The sequence below is a fragment of the Mycolicibacter terrae genome (genome assembly GCF_010727125.1).
GTDB classification, from domain to species: domain Bacteria; phylum Actinomycetota; class Actinomycetes; order Mycobacteriales; family Mycobacteriaceae; genus Mycobacterium; species Mycobacterium terrae.
In genome coordinates, this window is the sequence record NZ_AP022564.1 from 43107 (window position 1) to 58835 (window position 15729).

Annotated in this window: 19 protein-coding genes and 1 tRNA gene; 11 read left to right on the top strand and 9 right to left on the bottom strand. The window is 69.9% G+C overall.

The features are described 5' to 3' along the window. Nucleotides 1-18 precede the first annotated feature (18 nt). The 4 genes from G6N23_RS00250 to G6N23_RS00265 form a co-directional block, all read right to left on the bottom strand. Nucleotides 19-327 carry a hypothetical protein gene (locus G6N23_RS00250; RefSeq protein WP_085259984.1) on the bottom strand — a complete coding sequence of 103 codons (309 nt, stop codon included), beginning with the start codon at nucleotides 325-327 and terminating at the stop codon, nucleotides 19-21. A 77-nt stretch (nucleotides 328-404) separates the two neighbouring features. Then, nucleotides 405-1637: an amidohydrolase gene (locus tag G6N23_RS00255; RefSeq protein WP_085259983.1), complete on the bottom strand. Its 1233-nt coding sequence runs from the start codon at nucleotides 1635-1637 to the stop codon at nucleotides 405-407. A 3-nt stretch (nucleotides 1638-1640) separates the two neighbouring features. After that, on the bottom strand, nucleotides 1641-2660 hold the full coding sequence (locus G6N23_RS00260; protein ID WP_085259982.1) for a phosphotransferase family protein: 1020 nt from the start codon (nucleotides 2658-2660) through the stop codon (nucleotides 1641-1643). Nucleotides 2661-2667: 7 nt separating this feature from the next. Then, nucleotides 2668-3012, bottom strand: coding sequence for a nuclear transport factor 2 family protein (locus tag G6N23_RS00265; protein ID WP_085260169.1), 345 nt, complete (start codon nucleotides 3010-3012; stop codon nucleotides 2668-2670). Nucleotides 3013-3127: 115 nt separating this feature from the next. Between G6N23_RS00265 and G6N23_RS00270 the strand changes: the two genes are divergently transcribed. Genes G6N23_RS00270 through G6N23_RS00295 form a run of 6 tightly spaced genes read left to right on the top strand, consistent with a single transcriptional unit; the run spans nucleotide 3128 to nucleotide 8283 of the window. Next, the gene (locus G6N23_RS00270) at nucleotides 3128-3832 is read left to right on the top strand and encodes a response regulator transcription factor (RefSeq protein WP_085259981.1); all 705 of its coding nucleotides are present in this window, start codon (nucleotides 3128-3130) and stop codon (nucleotides 3830-3832) included. Continuing rightward, nucleotides 3810-5324 (top strand): sensor histidine kinase, encoded by a 1515-nt coding sequence (locus tag G6N23_RS00275; RefSeq protein ID WP_085259980.1) that lies wholly within the window; start codon nucleotides 3810-3812, stop codon nucleotides 5322-5324. The genes G6N23_RS00270 and G6N23_RS00275 overlap by 23 nt, the downstream gene beginning before the upstream one ends. 51 nt (nucleotides 5325-5375) lie before the next feature. Next, complete coding sequence (locus G6N23_RS00280) at nucleotides 5376-5528, top strand: hypothetical protein (RefSeq protein ID WP_162291743.1); 153 nt, start codon at nucleotides 5376-5378, stop codon at nucleotides 5526-5528. A gap of 6 nt (nucleotides 5529-5534) precedes the next feature. After that, nucleotides 5535-5687, top strand: coding sequence for a hypothetical protein (locus G6N23_RS00285; RefSeq protein ID WP_157997553.1), 153 nt, complete (start codon nucleotides 5535-5537; stop codon nucleotides 5685-5687). Nucleotides 5688-5736: 49 nt separating this feature from the next. Continuing rightward, on the top strand, nucleotides 5737-7608 hold the full coding sequence (locus G6N23_RS00290; RefSeq protein ID WP_085259979.1) for an alkyl/aryl-sulfatase: 1872 nt from the start codon (nucleotides 5737-5739) through the stop codon (nucleotides 7606-7608). A gap of 33 nt (nucleotides 7609-7641) precedes the next feature. Then, on the top strand, nucleotides 7642-8283 hold the full coding sequence (locus G6N23_RS00295) for a histidine phosphatase family protein (RefSeq protein WP_085259978.1): 642 nt from the start codon (nucleotides 7642-7644) through the stop codon (nucleotides 8281-8283). On the opposite strand, the gene G6N23_RS00300 is transcribed toward G6N23_RS00295, so the two are convergent. Beyond that, the gene (locus G6N23_RS00300) at nucleotides 8280-8609 is read right to left on the bottom strand and encodes a LapA family protein (RefSeq protein ID WP_085259977.1); all 330 of its coding nucleotides are present in this window, start codon (nucleotides 8607-8609) and stop codon (nucleotides 8280-8282) included. The genes G6N23_RS00295 and G6N23_RS00300 overlap by 4 nt on opposite strands. A gap of 107 nt (nucleotides 8610-8716) precedes the next feature. Between G6N23_RS00300 and G6N23_RS00305 the strand changes: the two genes are divergently transcribed. Beyond that, nucleotides 8717-9307: a putative glycolipid-binding domain-containing protein gene (locus G6N23_RS00305; protein ID WP_085259976.1), complete on the top strand. Its 591-nt coding sequence runs from the start codon at nucleotides 8717-8719 to the stop codon at nucleotides 9305-9307. On the opposite strand, the gene G6N23_RS00310 is transcribed toward G6N23_RS00305, so the two are convergent. Beyond that, complete coding sequence (locus tag G6N23_RS00310) at nucleotides 9273-10214, bottom strand: prephenate dehydrogenase (protein WP_234808540.1); 942 nt, start codon at nucleotides 10212-10214, stop codon at nucleotides 9273-9275. The genes G6N23_RS00305 and G6N23_RS00310 overlap by 35 nt on opposite strands. Nucleotides 10215-10298: 84 nt before the next feature. Between G6N23_RS00310 and G6N23_RS00315 the strand changes: the two genes are divergently transcribed. From G6N23_RS00315 to G6N23_RS00325, 3 genes are all read left to right on the top strand, one after another. After that, on the top strand, nucleotides 10299-10820 hold the full coding sequence (locus G6N23_RS00315; protein ID WP_085259974.1) for a tRNA adenosine deaminase-associated protein: 522 nt from the start codon (nucleotides 10299-10301) through the stop codon (nucleotides 10818-10820). Continuing rightward, nucleotides 10817-11284, top strand: a complete 468-nt coding sequence (locus tag G6N23_RS00320; protein ID WP_085259973.1) for a nucleoside deaminase — start codon at nucleotides 10817-10819, stop codon at nucleotides 11282-11284. The genes G6N23_RS00315 and G6N23_RS00320 overlap by 4 nt, the downstream gene beginning before the upstream one ends. A 29-nt stretch (nucleotides 11285-11313) precedes the next feature. Next, nucleotides 11314-11404, top strand: a tRNA-Ser gene (locus G6N23_RS00325). Between the two features lie 84 nt (nucleotides 11405-11488). Here G6N23_RS00325 and G6N23_RS00330 read toward each other — a convergent pair. From G6N23_RS00330 to G6N23_RS00340, 3 genes are all read right to left on the bottom strand, one after another. Beyond that, nucleotides 11489-11815 (bottom strand): DUF4333 domain-containing protein, encoded by a 327-nt coding sequence (locus tag G6N23_RS00330; protein ID WP_085259972.1) that lies wholly within the window; start codon nucleotides 11813-11815, stop codon nucleotides 11489-11491. Between the two features lie 316 nt (nucleotides 11816-12131). Further along, nucleotides 12132-13571 carry a neutral zinc metallopeptidase gene (locus G6N23_RS00335; protein WP_234808524.1) on the bottom strand — a complete coding sequence of 480 codons (1440 nt, stop codon included), beginning with the start codon at nucleotides 13569-13571 and terminating at the stop codon, nucleotides 12132-12134. Nucleotides 13572-13588: 17 nt separating this feature from the next. Continuing rightward, nucleotides 13589-14275, bottom strand: a complete 687-nt coding sequence (locus tag G6N23_RS00340; protein WP_234808539.1) for an Rv3717 family N-acetylmuramoyl-L-alanine amidase — start codon at nucleotides 14273-14275, stop codon at nucleotides 13589-13591. Nucleotides 14276-14369: 94 nt separating this feature from the next. Between G6N23_RS00340 and G6N23_RS00345 the strand changes: the two genes are divergently transcribed. Next, nucleotides 14370-15728, top strand: coding sequence for a WS/DGAT/MGAT family O-acyltransferase (locus G6N23_RS00345; protein WP_085259970.1), 1359 nt, complete (start codon nucleotides 14370-14372; stop codon nucleotides 15726-15728). The last annotated feature ends 1 nt before the right edge of the window (nucleotide 15729 follow it).

Sequence of the window (15729 nt, forward strand, 5' to 3'; positions counted from 1 at the left end):
TACTGCCCGATGGTCCGTTCAGACCGGCGGTTTGTCCAGATCCGCTTTGAGATCACCGAGCCGCAGTGGCCGCGAGGATGATTCCAGATATTCCGTGACGGCGGCGTGCTCGATCAGTCCGAACCGGACCTGAAGGTCGACGGGGTTCAACCCGAAGTATCGGGCGACTCGGATCAGATTGTCGGCGCTGATCAGTCGGCCCTCATGGGCCGCCTTGTAGTAGGCCGACTTGCGGTATCCGAATGCCTCGTAGACCTCGGTCGCTCCGAGCGGCCTGCCGACGAGATAGGGCAGCACTACGGTTGGGTCTTTGTGACGATCGTCCACAGCAATAAACCTTAGCTCGGCTTCGTAGACTGCACAACCATACAGCCAGAACAATGGTGCGAAAATCGCTCCTCACCCTACCCGGCGCCCAGGAGTTCCAGCATCGCGCGGCCCGCGATTCGGGCGCCCAACGGGATCGCCGCGAGGTCGACGACGTAGTCGGGGGAGTGCGGGGAGTAGGGGAACAACCTGCCCTGTGCGGCGGCGTCGGCGTACACCTGCGGGTCGGCCACCCCGACCATCAGGTAGGCCAGCGGGATGTCGTGATGCGGGCCCTTGAGCAGGTGGCAGTCCTCCGACCCGGTGACCGCGGGCAGGTCGGTGATGACGTTGGGCTCACCGAGCACACCGCGCAGCGTGGCGGCCAGCCGGGCGGTCAGGGCCGCGTCGTTGACCAGGGGAGTGGAGCCGCCGGCCATCGTGATCACCGGCATCAGCTCGTCGGGCATCCCGACGCTGCGGGCGATGCCCTCGCTGATCGCCCGGATGCCGGTGAGCAGTTGCTCGCGTACCTGCGGGTTGAACCAGCGCAGGTTGACTTTCAGCAGTGCCCGGTCCGGGATGACGTTGTAGGCGGAGCCGGCCTGGATCGAGCTGACGGTCAGCACCGCGGTATCGTCCGGCGCGATGGTGCGGCTGATGATGCTCTGGAAACCCACGACGGCCTGGGCGGCCATCAGCACCGGATCCTTGGCCAGCTGCGGCATCGAGCCATGTCCGCCGACGCCGTGGAACACGATGTCGAGTTGGTCGGTGCCGGCCAGCCGCTCACCGGCGACGGCGGCCACCATCCCCACCGGGACCGGCGCGGTGTGCAGCGCGACGAACGAGTCCGGCGGCGGCGCAACGGCATAGAGCCCGTCGTCGACCATGGCCTGGGCACCGGAGATCAGCTCTTCGGCCGGTTGGCCGATCAGCACCGCGGTGCCCGACCACGTGCTCTCGGCGAGCACCTTGGCCATCCCGAGCATCCAGGTGACGTGCGCGTCGTGACCGCACACGTGCCCGAGCGCCGGGTCGTGGCTGGCCCAGTCCAGGCCACTGGTTTCGTGTACCGCCAGCGCGTCCATGTCGGCCCGGTACATCACCACCGGCCCGCGGCCGCGCTCCAGGACGGCCACCACACCGGTCTGGCCGATCCCGGTCGTGACGGTGAAGCCGAGATCGGTCAGCGCCTGCGCGACGATCCCCGCGGTGCGCACCTCGGCGAAGCCCAGCTCGGGGTTGCGGTGCAGATCCTTGAACACCTCGATCAGCCGCGGCGTGTCGGCCGCGACGATCCGGTCGATCTCCTCGAGGCGTTCGGTCACGACTCAGCCGTCCAGCATCGTCAGCGCGCGTTGGAACAGCCACACCGCCGCTTCGTGCAACTGATCGCCGACTTCCTTCTGCGCCTTGCCCGCCGACGCCCGGGCCAGCGTTCCCTCGATCACGATGGCCAGCTTGAAACAGGCCAGCACCTGATACCAGCCGATGTGCGAGAGGTCTCGGGAGCTGCTCGCGGCGTAGCGCTCCAACAGGTCACCGGTCGAGGCCAGCCCGTCCATGCCGGTCAGGGTGTGGCCGAACACGCTGGAGCCGTCGTCCTGCCGCCAGGTGGCCAACAGCCAGCCCAGGTCCAGCAGCGGATCCCCGATCGTGGACATCTCCCAGTCCAGGATTGCCGCCAACTGCGGTCCGGTGCGGGAGAACATCACGTTGGCCACGTGGTAGTCGCCGTGCAGGATGCCGGGCTGCCAGGACGCCGGGATGTTGCGCTGCAGCCACGAGGCGACGTCGTCGACGCCGGGCAGGTCGGGGCCCGGGTAGTTCTCGAACTGGCGGTAGGAGTCCAACTCCGAAAGCCAGCGCGGCACTTGGCGTTCCAGGAATCCGTCCGGTTTGCCGTAGTCGGCCAGCCCCACCGCGACGTGGTCGACGGCCCCGAGCTTGGCCAGCGCGTCGGCCATCGACAGGCCCATCTCGTAGCGCACCGCCGGGTCGCCGGCGTGCAGGGCGGGCAGCTCCTCACCGGCGTTGAACCCGTCGACCGGCTCCATGAGATAGAACACCGCGTCACCGAGCACCGCCGGGTCCGCGCAGGTGGCGATCAATCGCGGGTGCGGCACGTCGGTGTCGGCCAGTGCCGCGAGCACCCGGGTCTCGCGCAGCATCACCGCATTGCTACGCGGACGCAGGTGCAGCGGGCCGCGCCGCAGCACATAGCTGCGATCGGATCGGGTGAACCGCAGCATCACGTTCTGGGTCCCGCCCGACAATTCGGTGATGTCCGCCAGCGGGCCCTCGCCGAGGCCCTGGTCGGACATCCATTGCGCTACCGGTGCCAGGTCCATTCGTCGGTCAGCCCTTGGGGCGTGCCAGCTGGGAGATGGTCTGGACCCGGATCGAGTCGTCGCCGAACACGAAGGTGTCCACGCCGTCGACCTGGAAACCCGGCGAGTCGAGGGTCCACTCCAGCAGCAGGATCTCGCCGTGGTAGGTCTTCGACTTGATGTCGAACACCGCGGAGGCCAGCGCGTCGGACAGCTGGCTGAACGCGGCCCTGATGCCGTCGCGGCCCTGCGCCACACCGGCGGCGGTGATCAGCACCGAGTCGTCGTCGTAGTCGACGAGCAGTTCGTCGACGTTGCGGGCGACCAGCGCGTGGAGGTGGTGGTCGAAGATCTCCTGCGGAGTGCGGGGCATGAGGTGACGATATCGGTTCACAGCGCGGTCATAGTGTCGATACACCGAAGGCACATCACCGGCGACATACTGGAATGCGATGACTGCGTCACGTGGATCGGTGGAACGTGTCGTGATGGCGCGCGCCGACGGCAAGCCGATCACCGTGCTGGTGGTCGACGACGAGACGGTGCTGGCCGAAATGGTGTCGATGGCGCTGCGCTACGAGGGCTGGACCGCTGCGACCGCGGGCGACGGCGCCTCGGCGATTGCCGCCGCGAAGGCCGAACGTCCCGACGTGGTGGTGCTCGACGTGATGCTGCCCGACATGAGCGGGCTGGACGTACTGCGCAAGCTGCGTGAGATCAACCCGCGGCTACCGGTGCTGTTCCTGACCGCCAAGGACGCGCTGGAGGACCGCATCGCGGGGCTGACCGCCGGCGGCGACGACTACGTCACCAAACCCTTCAGCATCGAAGAGGTGGTGTTGCGGCTGCGGGCGCTGCTGCGCCGCACCGGTGTGAGCACCGCCGACAGCGGAGCCCAGATCGTGGTGGGCGACTTGGTTCTCGACGAGGACTCCCACGAGGTCACCCGCGGAGGTGATCCGGTCACGTTGACCTCCACCGAATTCGAGCTGCTACGTTACCTGATGCACAACGCCAGGCGGGTGCTGTCCAAGGCGCAGATCCTGGACCGGGTATGGGACTACGACTTCGGGGGCCGGGCCAACATCGTCGAGCTCTACATCTCCTACCTGCGCAAGAAGATCGACAACGGTCGAGAACCGATGATCCACACGTTGCGCGGCGCCGGTTATGTGCTCAAGCCGGCGGGGTAAATCGCTGCCGGCCGGTACCCGGGGCTGGTCGCTGCGGGCGCGGTTGCTGGCCGGTCAGATCGCGTTGCTGACGGTGGCCTGCCTGGGTATCGGCGCGGTGACGGAGCTGGCGCTCTACCAGTACCTGGTCAGCCAGCTCGACCACCAACTTCACGACGCCGCGCGCCGTTCGGCGCGGCTGCACGGCCAACCGCCGCCGCCGGCGTGGCACCGCCGCCACCGCCCCCGGCCGGGCCCGGGGCCGGACTTCCTCGACGCGCCCGGTCAGCCGGTCGGCATGGTCGGTGCGGTGGTGGGCGCGTGGGACGGCGAGGGCAGGGTCGTCGATGCCGGATGCCTGAGCACATCGGGCCTGCGTGAGGATCTGAGTCCTTCGGCCACAACGCAATTGGCCGACATCTCCGCCGAGCCCGCGCCGGTCACCCGACGACTGGACGGTGTCGGCCGCTACCGGCTGGTCGCGACGGCCGCCCGCCACGGTGAGGAGACCATCATCACCGGGCTGCCGCTGGCAGGCGTGGACGCCACCATGGTGCGGGTACTGCTCATCTTCGGGCTGGTCACCCTGGTCGCGGTGGCCGCCGCGGCCACGGCCGGCAGTGTCGTCACCCGGCGGGCGCTGGCGCCGCTGCGCCGCGTTGCGCAGACCGCCGGCGAGGTTGCCGACCTTCCGTTGGATCGCGGGGAGGCGACGCTGCCGGTGCGGGTCGCCGAATCCGACACCAACCCGCGCACCGAGGTGGGGCAACTGGGCGCCGCGGTCAACCGGATGCTCGACCACATCTCCACCGCGCTGTCGACACGACAGGCCAGCGAGACCCGGGTGCGCCAGTTCGTTGCGGACGCCAGCCATGAGTTGCGCACCCCGCTGACCGCGATTCGTGGTTACACCGAACTGGCCCAACGCATTCCAGTATCCAACGGGGCGGACTCCGAAGCCCTGGAGCACGCCTTGAGCCGGGTGCAGTCCGAAACCGAGCGGATGACGCGACTGGTCGAGGACCTGTTGCTGTTGGCGCGGCTGGATTCCGGCCGCCCGCTGGAACACGAGACGGTGGACCTGTCGCGACTGGCGGTCGACGCGGTCAGCGACGCCCACATCGGCGGCCCCGACCACCAGTGGCAGCTTGACCTGCCCGAGGAACCGGTCACGGTGCCCGGCGACGCCGCCCGGCTGCACCAGGTGCTGACCAACCTGCTCACCAACGCCCGGGTGCACACCGGCGCGGGAACCGTGGTGCGGGTCCGCCTGGGTGTCGAGGGCGCCGAGGCGGTGCTGACCGTGACCGACGACGGCCCCGGGATTCCGAACGAGTTCCAGCCGGAGATCTTCGAGCGGTTCGCCCGCGGTGACACCTCCCGGTCCCGCAAGGGCGGCAGCACCGGGCTGGGGCTGGCGATCGCCTCGGCGGTGGTGCGGGCCCACCGCGGAACGATCGGGGTGACCAGCGCGCCCGGCCACACCGAGTTCACCGTCCGGCTGCCCCGCTGACGGGGTTTGCCCGACCCGCAGGAGGGGTAGGCGAAGCCAATGAATCCCGAGATGCCACCCGAACCGGGCACACCGGAAGAACCACCCCACCGGCGGGTTCCCGACGATCCCCCGGAACGACTGGTGCCCGCGGACCCACCGGAACGGCTGGCGCCCGAAGAAACACCGGAGCGGCTGGTGCCCCAGGACCCACCGGAGGAGTGAGCACCCATGCGTGCCGAAGAAGGCGACGAATCCATTCAGGACTACGCCGCGGAGGCGGCCGAGGCGCAGGACCGGGTCGCCGGCAGATCGTGGTGGACGCGATTGCGCGACGTACTGGGCGCGCTGAACCCGTTGCAGAGGCATCGGGGCCGCCACTGACCGGGTCAACTCCCGCCGCGCCGCCCGGATCAGTGGCACTCTGGTTGCCATGGAGCACCGGCCGGTCAGCGCGGCGGTCGAGGCCGCGCACCACGAGCACCTGACCACGCTGCCCTTCGGGGACACAACGGATTTCGAGGATGCCGACCGGGGTTTCCTCGCCGCGCTGGAGCCGTGCGTCATCACCGCCGACGACGGCCACGTGGTGTGGGACAACGACAGCTACGGCTTTCTGGCCGGTGACCCCCCGACCTCGGTGCACCCCGCCCTGTGGCGCCAATCCCAGCTGGCGGCCAAGCAGGGCCTCTACGAAGTCGTCGCGGGTATCTACCAGGTCCGCGGCCTCGACATCTCCAACGTCACCTTCGTCGAGGGCGACACCGGCGTCATCGTCATCGATCCGCTGATCTGCACCGAGGTCGCCGCGGCCGCGCTGGGGCTCTACCGCGCCCACCGCGGCGGTGACCGCCCCGTCACCGCGGTCATCTACACGCACAGTCACGTCGATCATTTCGGTGGCGTGCTGGGCGTCACCTCGCAGGCCGACGTCGACGCCGGGCGGGTCGCCGTCATCGCCCCGGAGGGCTTCATCGACCATGTGGTGGCCGAAAACGTCTATGCCGGCACCGCGATGCTGCGGCGCGCCGGCTACATGTACGGCACCATGCTGGCGCGGGGCCCCTACGGGCAGGTCGGCTGCGGGCTGGGCCAGAACACCTCGACCGGGGAGGTGGCCGTCATCGTCCCGACCGTCACCATCTCCCACACCGGTGAGACCCATGTCGTCGACGGGGTGCGCATCGAGTTCCAGATGGCCCCCGGCAGCGAGGCGCCGGCCGAGATGCATTTCTACTTCCCGCAATTGCGGGCGTTGTGCATGGCCGAGAACGCCACCCACACCCAGCACAATCTGCTGACGCTGCGCGGCGCGCTGGTGCGCGACCCACGTGCCTGGGCGGGGTACCTCACCGAGGCCATCGACACTTTCGCCGGGCGATCCGACGTCGTCTTCGCCTCGCACCACTGGCCGATCTGGGGTGCCGATCGTATCGCGGAATACCTTGCGCTGCAACGGGATCTGTACGCCTATCTGCATGATCAGACGCTGCGGCTGCTGAACCAGGGCTACACCGGGACCGAGATCGCCGAGCGGTTCCTGCTGCCCCCGGCGCTGGAACGCGCCTGGCACGCCCGCGGCTATTACGGCTCGGTGAGCCACAACGTCAAGGCCGTCTACCAGCGTTACCTGGGCTGGTTCGACGGTAACCCGGCCCGGCTGTGGCCGCACCCGCCGGAGGCGTTGGCCACCCGCTATACAACGGCCCTGGGTGGGCTGGACCGCGTCGTCGAGCTGGCCGGGAAAGCGTTCGACGACGGTGATTTCCGTTGGGCGGCAACACTGCTCGACCACGCGGTGTTCACCGATACCGACCATGCCGGCGCGCGTCGGCTCTACGCCGACACGCTCGAGCAACTGGCCTACGGCTCGGAGAACGCCACCTGGCGCAACTTCTTCCTCTCCGGTGCCACCGAATTACGCAGCGGAGTGTTCGGCACCCCCGTGCAGGTCACCTCGATGGCGCTGCTGTCGCAGCTCAGCCCCGAGCAGCTCTTCGACAGCCTGGCGATCCGGGTCGACGGGCCACGCGCCTGGAACCTCGAACTGGCCCTGGACGTCTCGTTCGCCGACAGCGGCGTCAACTACCGCCTCACCCTGCGCAACGGTGTGCTGGTCCACCGGAAGGTTCCCGCGGACCCGCACAGCGCGGACGCCACCGTCACCGCGGCCACCAAGGCGGCGCTGCTGGGGGCGCTGCTGGGCAACGGGACACCGGACATCACCGGTGATCAGTCGGCGTGGCCGAAACTGCGGGGCGTGCTCGACACCGTCGATCCGGGTTTCAACATCGTCACCCCGTGACCCCGGGGCGAGTGCGCCCCTTAGGGTGGCAGCGTGCAGTTGCTGCTAATCCGCCACGCGCTGCCGCTGCGCAGCGACTACGGCCAGGGCTCCGACCCCGAGCTGTCCGAGATCGGCCACCAGCAGGCCCAGCGTCTGCCCGACGCGCTGGCGCGGCACCCGATCACCCGGCTGGTCAGCAGCCCGCAGCGCCGGGCGGTGCAGACCGCCGAACCGCTGGCCGCCCAGCGCGAGCTGGCCATCGACATCGATGAGCGGTTCGCCGAGTACGACCGCGACCTGGCCGGCTATCTGCCCATCGAGCAACTGCGCACCGAGCGGCCGCAGGACTGGGCCCGGATGGCGCAGGGGCATCTGCCCGCCGACGTCGACGAGGCCGCGTTTGTGGCGCGGGTGGCCGCCGCCCTCGCCGATGTGGTGGCCGACGCCGACCCCGACGACACGGTCGCGGTGTTCAGCCACGGCGGCGTCATCAACGTGGTGCTGCACCAGATCCTGGGCACCCGGAGGCTGTTGTCGTTTCCGATCGACTACGTGTCGATCACGCGGTTGTTGTACTCCCGATCCGGACAGGCCGCGGTGGCGTCGACCAACGGCACCGAGCACGTCTGGGATTTGTTGCCGCGTAATCAATCGCGGTTGCCCGGCAACGACGCCTCCGACGCGGCGGGTTAGCGCCTGGCCGCCAGGGTCTTCTTGGCGGCGCGGCGCAGCTGGAAGATCCGCGCGGTGCCGGCCAGCGCGGTGACCAGCCCGCCGCAGACCGCCGCCAGCAGGATCGCCACCCCCAGCGGCAGGCTCCACTGCCAGGCCAGGAACCTCAGTTCGACCGGTCCGGTGTTCTGGGTGACGAACACCAGCAACACGATCAGAACCAGAAAACCGGCGATCAACGCGCTCCACAGCGCGCCGGCGCGGGTGAACGGCATCCCGGCCGATTCGGGCGGTGCAGCGGATTCGCCCCGCGACGGGTCGGCTGGCACGGTGGGTTCGCTGCTCATGGGGTCTATCTTGCCGTTTCGCGCGCGATTATGAACGAGTTCCGGTCAGTTTCCGCATCTGGGGGTATGAGGCTGCGGATCGTCGAGCGGTCGCTTACGGTGGTCCGGTGAGCGCAGCCCCGTCCGGCTCGTGGCCGGCGATCCTGACCTGGCGGGCGCCCGACGTCCCGCGGATGGAGTCGGTGCGGGTGCAGTTGTCCGGCAACCGGGTCAGGGCCAACGGCCGGATCGTTGCGGCGGCCACCGAGAACCACCCGGCGTTCAGCGCCTACTACGACCTGCAGACCGACGAGTCCGGGGCCACCAAGCGGCTGGGTCTGACCGTCACCGTCGCCGAACGCGACCGCCAGTTGGTGATCGCCCGCGACGAAGAGAACATGTGGCTGATCACCGACGCCCGCGGCCAGTCCCGCGCCGGGTATGACGGGGCGTTGGACGTCGACGTGGTGTTCAGCCCGTTCTTCAACGCGCTGCCGATCCGGCGGGCCCGGCTGCATGAGCGGACGGCAGCGGTCACCCTTCCGACGGTCTACCTGTGGCTGCCGGAGATGTCGGTGGTCGCCGCGGCTGCCAGCTACAGCAGCACCGAGACCGGCATCACGATCCTCACCCCGGGCACCGACCCCGCCGGCACCACCATCACCGTCGACGACGACGGGTTCGTCATCGACTATCCAGGGTTGGCAGCGCGGATCTGATCACCCCGCCGGCCCGGCCGGCGGCGGCCAGGGCCCGGCGCCAGTCGCGCTCGCCCACGACGACCGTGACGATCTCGTGGCGCGGGAAGTTGTCGTAGCGGGTGCGGGCTGCATGCCCGTGAGTGACCAGTTCGGCGACCGAATCGGCGGCCGACAGCGAATCCCGGGCGTCGGCCAGCAGCGCGATGGCGCGCTCGAGCACCGGCAACAGTTGCAGCCAGTTGGCCTCGCACATCGCCCGGACCAGGTCCGGGGCCGTCCCGGCGACCCGGGTGCCGTCCCGGAACGACCCGGCGGCCAGCGCGAACGCCAGCGGCACGTCCGCGGCGGTGACGGCCAGCGCCTCGGCCAGCAGGTGCGGCAGGTGCGAGATCGCGGCCGCGGCCGCGTCGTGCTCCTCGGAGCGGGCCGGCACCGCGACCGAGCCGCAGTCCAGAATCAGCTCCAGCACGGTCGAGAACACCGTCGGGTCCACGTGGTCGTCGACGCTGATCACCCAGGGTGCGCCCTCGAACAGCTCGGCGTGCCCGGCCGGCCAGCCGGAGTGCGCGGTGCCGGCCATCGGGTGCCCGCCGACGAAGCGGGCCTGCAGTCCGGCGGCGGTGACGTCGTCGAGTACCGGCTGCTTGACGCTGGTGACGTCGGTCAGCGGGCACTCGGGAGCGAGCCGGCGAATCTGGACCAGCAGCGCCGGCAACGCCGGCACCGGGACGGCCAGCACGATCAGCGCGCCGGTTTCCGCGGCCCGGGTCAGTGCCGTCTCCAGCTCGGTGGTGGCGTCGAAGCCGTCGGCGACCGCGGCCTTCATCCCGTCCGCCGACCGGTTGTAGCCGAAGGCCACCCGGCCCGCCGCGGCGGCAGCGCGCAGCACCGAACCGCCTATCAGGCCGAGCCCCAATACGCACACCGGAGTTTTCACCGCACTCGCCACCACCTCTCCAGGTTGGCACACGCTGGTCAAGGGCGTAAACGGCGACTACCGTAGGCGGCCATGGGAGCACAGGGCGCGTCCGCACAGGGCCGGCCGGCGGATACGCTGGACGGCTTCGGGGTGGCTGTTGTGCGTGAAGACGGCAAGTGGCGTTGCACGTCGATGCGTGCCGCGGCACTGACCAGTCTGTCGACGGCGGAGACGGAACTACGTGAGTTGCGCAGCGCAGGCGCGGTTTTCGGTCTGCTCAACGTCGATGACGAATTCTTCGTGATCATCCGCCCGGGGCCGGCCGGCACCCGGTTGCTGCTGTCGGATGCGACGGCCGCGCTGGATTACGACCTCGCCGACGAGGTGCTCGACAAGTTGGACGCCGACATCGACGCCGAAGACCTGGAGGACTCCGAGCCGTTCGAAGAGGGCGATCTGGGCCTGCTGTCCGATATCGGGCTGCCGGCCGCGGTGCTCGGCGTCATCCTCGACGAGTCCGATCTGGCCGTCGACGAGCAACTGCACCGGATCGCCAGCGAGATGGGGTTCGACGAGCAGCTCTCGGCGGCGTTGCCGCGACGCCATCGGTGACCGGTTCGCCCACCGACGAGGACCTGATCCGCGCCGCATTGACGGCTGCCGGGCAGGCCGGTCCGCGGGATGTTCCGGTGGGTGCGGTGGTGGTCGGTCCTGACGGCACCGTGCTGGCCCGGGCCGCCAACGCCCGCGAAGCCCTCGGCGACCCGACCGCGCACGCCGAGATGCTGGCGATCCGCGACGCCGCCGCGGTGCTCGGCGACGGCTGGCGGCTGACCGGGGCCACCCTGGCGGTCACCCTGGAGCCGTGCACCATGTGCGCGGGGGCGCTGGTGGCCGCCCGGGTGGCGCGGCTGGTGTTCGGGGCCTTCGAGCCCAAGACCGGGGCGGTCGGCTCCCTGTGGGACGTGGTGCGCGACCGCCGGCTCAACCACCGCCCGGAGGTCCGCGGCGGGGTGCTGGCCCAGGAGTGTGCTGCACCACTGGAGGAGTTCTTCGCCCGGCAGCGATTGGGATGACGGCACCGTCGTTGGGTAGGCTGTCCCGCGGTGGCGTGTCCGAGCGGCCTAAGGAGCACGCCTCGAAAGCGTGTGTGGGGTAACCCCCCACCGAGGGTTCAAATCCCTCCGCCACCGCCATAGCAGTCCCCGCGCCGAGCGTGCGTGTCTGTACGCCGACACGCTGGGAGCGGCGTACAACCGCGCACGTTGGCCGCACAGCTCTCAGCGCGGCCGGTCCACCGCGTAGGTCCCCGCGTCGTCGGTGAACTCCACCAGTACCTGGCGCGGGGCGCCGCCGACGGTGACCGTGCAGGTGAAACTGGTCCCCTTGCGGACCCTCGGGTTGACCCCGTTGTTGCATCGGACGTCGCCGACCTTGTCGCGCCCGTAGCCGTTGACCGGGTCGGTGAGCACCCGGCGGACCCCGTCTTGGGCGTGGGCGACGTCCAGTTCGACCGGTCCCGAGCCGCCGACGACGCCGCGCAGCGCCAGCGTCAGCAGCACAGCCAGGGTCAACGCTGCGGTGACAGCGGCCCCGGTCAGAACCATGTTCCGATTCGACTCGCGTTGCGTATCAACATTTTTGGATTGCGGTACCGCCGAACGCGGCGGGATCGGAGGCCGGGGCCCGGACACCGGCGGCCGAGTTGGGCGCGGTGGCGGCGGAACCCGCGGCGGCGGCTGGGCCGGGGGCCGGCGGAACTCCAGATACCAGGGCTGCTGGGCAGGCGGTGGGGGAGGTTGCGGGCGCGGAGCCGGCGCCGGCGGGCGTTGCTCGGGGGGCCACGGTGCGCGCGGCGGTATCGGCCGGGTCCGCCGCTCCGGGCGCTCCGGTCGGTCGGGTCGACGGTTCATCGCGCCTCCATCACGGGAACCGCTCGAAGCATCCGTCGATATCGCCGTGCAGTCCCGAACGGAACGCCAGGATCCGGGTGAAGCCGGCCGGCACGGTGTTGTCGTCGACGTCGCTGGCGACCACGCCGTTCATCAGCAGGCCGGTGACCGCCTCGTCCAGGTCGCCGCCGGCCAGCGTCAGACCCGGTCCCGAGGACAACGTCATCGGCTCGGCCATCCGGCGCTGGGCCACCCCGGTCAGACAGGCCGTTCGCAGTGCCGCCGTCGCCGACTCCAGTCCGACCTCGCGTTCGCGTTGCACCGCAAGCGCATACCGCGACGTGACGGCCGACAAGCCGGTGTTGTCACCTTGCGGCATACCCAGCGTCGACTGATCCGTCGGTGCGCTCATCTCCTGCAGGCCGGGCATGTCGACGACGACGCTGTTGGTCTCCGGGCAGTAGGCCACCGGATCGGGCTGGTGGCCGCTGGGGCACTTGCCCGACGTGGCCAGGGCCGGTGGGCGCGACAAGCCGAAGATCTGCCCCAGCTGCTCCATCAGTGTCGACAAGACCTGCTCGTCGATGGTGAGGTCGCTTTGCGGGTTCTCCGAATCGAACAGGGAGCGTGGCAGATTCCCGCGGCGCTTGCGGATCTCGCCCATGTCGATCTCGGCGCACATCTCCGCGCCGTTGTCGAAGCCGGTCTGGAAGGCGCCGACCCGGTCCAGCGCGGTGCCGTGCTCGTCGGAGACCGACACCGGGTTCTCGGGCGTCGAGACGGGGTCGCGGATGACGATCAGCCCGGCCAGCACATGGTTGAGTCCGTCGCCGGTGCTCAACTGCGCGCGTGAGGATCTGCCCGCCGCCACCCATTGCAGGTACACCCCGGCGAAGCAGTCGGCCTGCTGTTCGCGTACCAGGGTTCGGGTCAGCGGGTGCACGGTGTGGGCCATGGCCTGCAGAGCGTGTCCGTATTCGTGGGCCAGTGTTCCGTTGATCGCCATGTCGCCGAAGTACTTTCGGGCCGTCGGCATGAACTTGGCCCGGTCCCAGGCCATGGTGTCGGCCCGGCGGCAGTACATCGCGTTCGGGAGGTGGTAGACATCGCCGCCGCACACCTGGGGAGTGTTGGGGTCGGTGGAGTCATAGGAGATCAGCGTCGACACCGGCGTGAACTGTCCGCTCAGGGAATCGCCGTAGTGCTGCGTCCAGAAGTCCTCGATGTCGTCGATCGCCCACAGCGACAACCGGTCGATCTGGCCGCCGTCGCTGTTACCCACCCTGGCGCTGACGGGCGGGACGTCACCGCGCGGGCCGCTGGGACCGTCGGCGGTGGGCAATCCGCCGACCCTGCCCGGGTCGTACAGCATCGACACCGCCCGCCCGGCAACCACCGTGGGCGTGCTGTCCGCGCAGCCGGTCAACGCCAGCAGCAGGCAGGCCGCGCCGACAAGCGTTCTGGTGGTCATGCCGCGCCCGGACATCATCACCTGCCGAGGAACGCGATGATCCCAGCGGTGACGGCCGCGGCGTACCGGGCGCGCCCGTCGGGGCTCTCCAGCAGCGCCGCGTCGTCGGCATTGCGCATATTGCCCAGTTCGACCAGCACAGCCGGATATTCGGCCAGATTCAGCCCGGCCAGATCCGACCGGCCGTAGAGCCCGTCGGCGCCGAGGTAGTTGGACTCGGGGATGCCGGCGGCCGCCAGGGAGTCCCGGATGTCACCGGCCAGCCGCACCGCCGGCCCGGATTGGGCGTCATTGAGCGGAGGGCTGGAGTAGTTGACGTGAAAGCCGCGACCCGACGCCGGCCCGCCGTCGGCGTGAATCGACACGATCGCATCCGGGCGCGCGGCGTTGGCCGCGGCGGCCCGCGCGTCGATGCACGCGGCCGGCGAGGTGTCGTCGCCACGGGAGAGCTCGGTATGCACGCCCCGTTGGTCCAGCGCCGCGCGAATCCGGGTGGTCACATCCCAGCTGAGGCTGTGCTCGGGGTAGCCGTCCTCGGCGGCGGTCCCGCTGGTCTGGCACGGTTTGGTGCCGCCGCGTCCATTGGGCACCAGCCGGGCGATCGAGGAATCGTTGGCGCCGCTGTGGCCCGGGTCCAGAAACACCGTCTTGCCGGCGATATCGGACTCCGCGGGCGCGGTGGGCGCACCGGCGATTGTCGCCACGAAACACGCGACCGCGGCGACACAGACGAGGGTCCGGCGACGCACCGGGAAAGACTAGCAAGCGCGGCACGGCCGTCCGGGGTCTAATGGACCGATGCAGCTGATGTCGCCGCTCGATTCGGTCTTCCTATTGGCCGAGAGCCGCGAGCATCCCATGCATGTCGGTGGCCTGATGCTGTTCGAGCCCCCGGAGGGGGCCGGTCTGGAATTCGTCGGCGAGATCTACCAGGGGTTGCTGGGCGCCCGTGATCTGCAGCCCGCGTTCCGTAAACGGCCGGCGACCCTGCTGGGCGGGATCGCCAACGTGGGGTGGGCCTTCGACGACGATGTCGATGTCGAGTACCACGTGCGGCGTTCGGCGCTGCCCGTTCCCGGCCGGGTCCGCGACCTGCTGGAGTTGACGTCGCTGTTGCACGGCAGCCTGCTCGACCGGCACCGCCCGCTGTGGGAGGCGCACCTGGTGGAGGGCCTGGCCGACGGCCGGTTCGCGGTGTACGTCAAGATCCACCACAGCCTGATCGACGGCGTCTCGCTGCTGCGGCTACTGCGCCGCACGTTGTCGGTCGATCCGCGGGAGGCGGACCTGCGCACCCCGTGGTCCCTGGCGCCGCCGTCGCGACCGCGCCCCGATGCTCCGTCCCGGCTGCGGGGGTTGGCCGGAATGGTCAAAGATATTGCGGCCCTGGGCCCGTCGACGGTGAAGCTGGCGCGGTCGGCACTGCTGGAACAGCAGCTGACCCTGCCGTTCGAAGCGCCGCGCACCATGCTCAACGTCAAGATCGGCGGGGCCCGCCGGTGCGCGGCGCAGTCCTGGCCGGTGGAACGCGTCATCGCGATCAAACGGGCCGCCGGGGTGACCGTCAACGATGTGGTGCTGGCGATGTGCGCCGGGGCGCTGCGCGCCTACCTCGACGAGCAGCGCGCCCTGCCGGAGCATCCGCTGGTGGCGATGGTCCCGGTGAGCCTGCGCGGGGAAGCCGACGCCGATGCCGGCGGCAACATGGTCGGCACCATCTTGTGCAACCTGGCCACTGACCTGGCCGACCCGGCGCAGCGGCTCGAGACCATCAGCGAGTCGATGCGCAGCAACAAGAAGGTGTTCAGCCAGTTGCCGCGCGCTCAGGCGTTGGCGCTGTCGGCGGCCAACATGGCGCCGCTGGCATTGACAGCCCTCCCCGGCTTCGTCTCGGCGGCGCCTCCGCCGTTCAACATCGTCATCTCCAACGTGCCCGGGCCGGCCGAGCCGCTGTACTGGCGGGGCGCCCGGCTGGACGGCAACTACCCGCTGTCGATCGCCCTGGACGGGCAGGCGCTGAACATGACCGTGGTCAGCAACGCCGGCAACCTCGACTTCGGGCTGGTCGGCTGCCGTCGCTCGGTTCCGCACCTGCAGCGTCTGCTGCGGCACCTGGACACCTCGCTGCAGGAACTGGAACACGCCGTGGGTGTGTGAG

Coding starts and splice junctions, on each gene's coding strand:
- G6N23_RS00315 (WP_085259974.1), top strand. CDS start 10,299: ATGGGAGCACAGGGCGCGTCCGCACAGGGCCGGCCGGCGGATACGCTG.
- G6N23_RS00335 (WP_234808524.1), bottom strand. CDS start 13,571: ATGACCACCAGAACGCTTGTCGGCGCGGCCTGCCTGCTGCTGGCGTTG.
- G6N23_RS00285 (WP_157997553.1), top strand. CDS start 5,535: ATGCGTGCCGAAGAAGGCGACGAATCCATTCAGGACTACGCCGCGGAG.
- G6N23_RS00265 (WP_085260169.1), bottom strand. CDS start 3,012: ATGCCCCGCACTCCGCAGGAGATCTTCGACCACCACCTCCACGCGCTG.
- G6N23_RS00260 (WP_085259982.1), bottom strand. CDS start 2,660: ATGGACCTGGCACCGGTAGCGCAATGGATGTCCGACCAGGGCCTCGGC.
- G6N23_RS00270 (WP_085259981.1), top strand. CDS start 3,128: ATGGCGCGCGCCGACGGCAAGCCGATCACCGTGCTGGTGGTCGACGAC.
- G6N23_RS00275 (WP_085259980.1), top strand. CDS start 3,810: ATGTGCTCAAGCCGGCGGGGTAAATCGCTGCCGGCCGGTACCCGGGGC.
- G6N23_RS00280 (WP_162291743.1), top strand. CDS start 5,376: ATGCCACCCGAACCGGGCACACCGGAAGAACCACCCCACCGGCGGGTT.
- G6N23_RS00330 (WP_085259972.1), bottom strand. CDS start 11,815: ATGGTTCTGACCGGGGCCGCTGTCACCGCAGCGTTGACCCTGGCTGTG.
- G6N23_RS00300 (WP_085259977.1), bottom strand. CDS start 8,609: ATGAGCAGCGAACCCACCGTGCCAGCCGACCCGTCGCGGGGCGAATCC.
- G6N23_RS00345 (WP_085259970.1), top strand. CDS start 14,370: ATGCAGCTGATGTCGCCGCTCGATTCGGTCTTCCTATTGGCCGAGAGC.
- G6N23_RS00290 (WP_085259979.1), top strand. CDS start 5,737: ATGGAGCACCGGCCGGTCAGCGCGGCGGTCGAGGCCGCGCACCACGAG.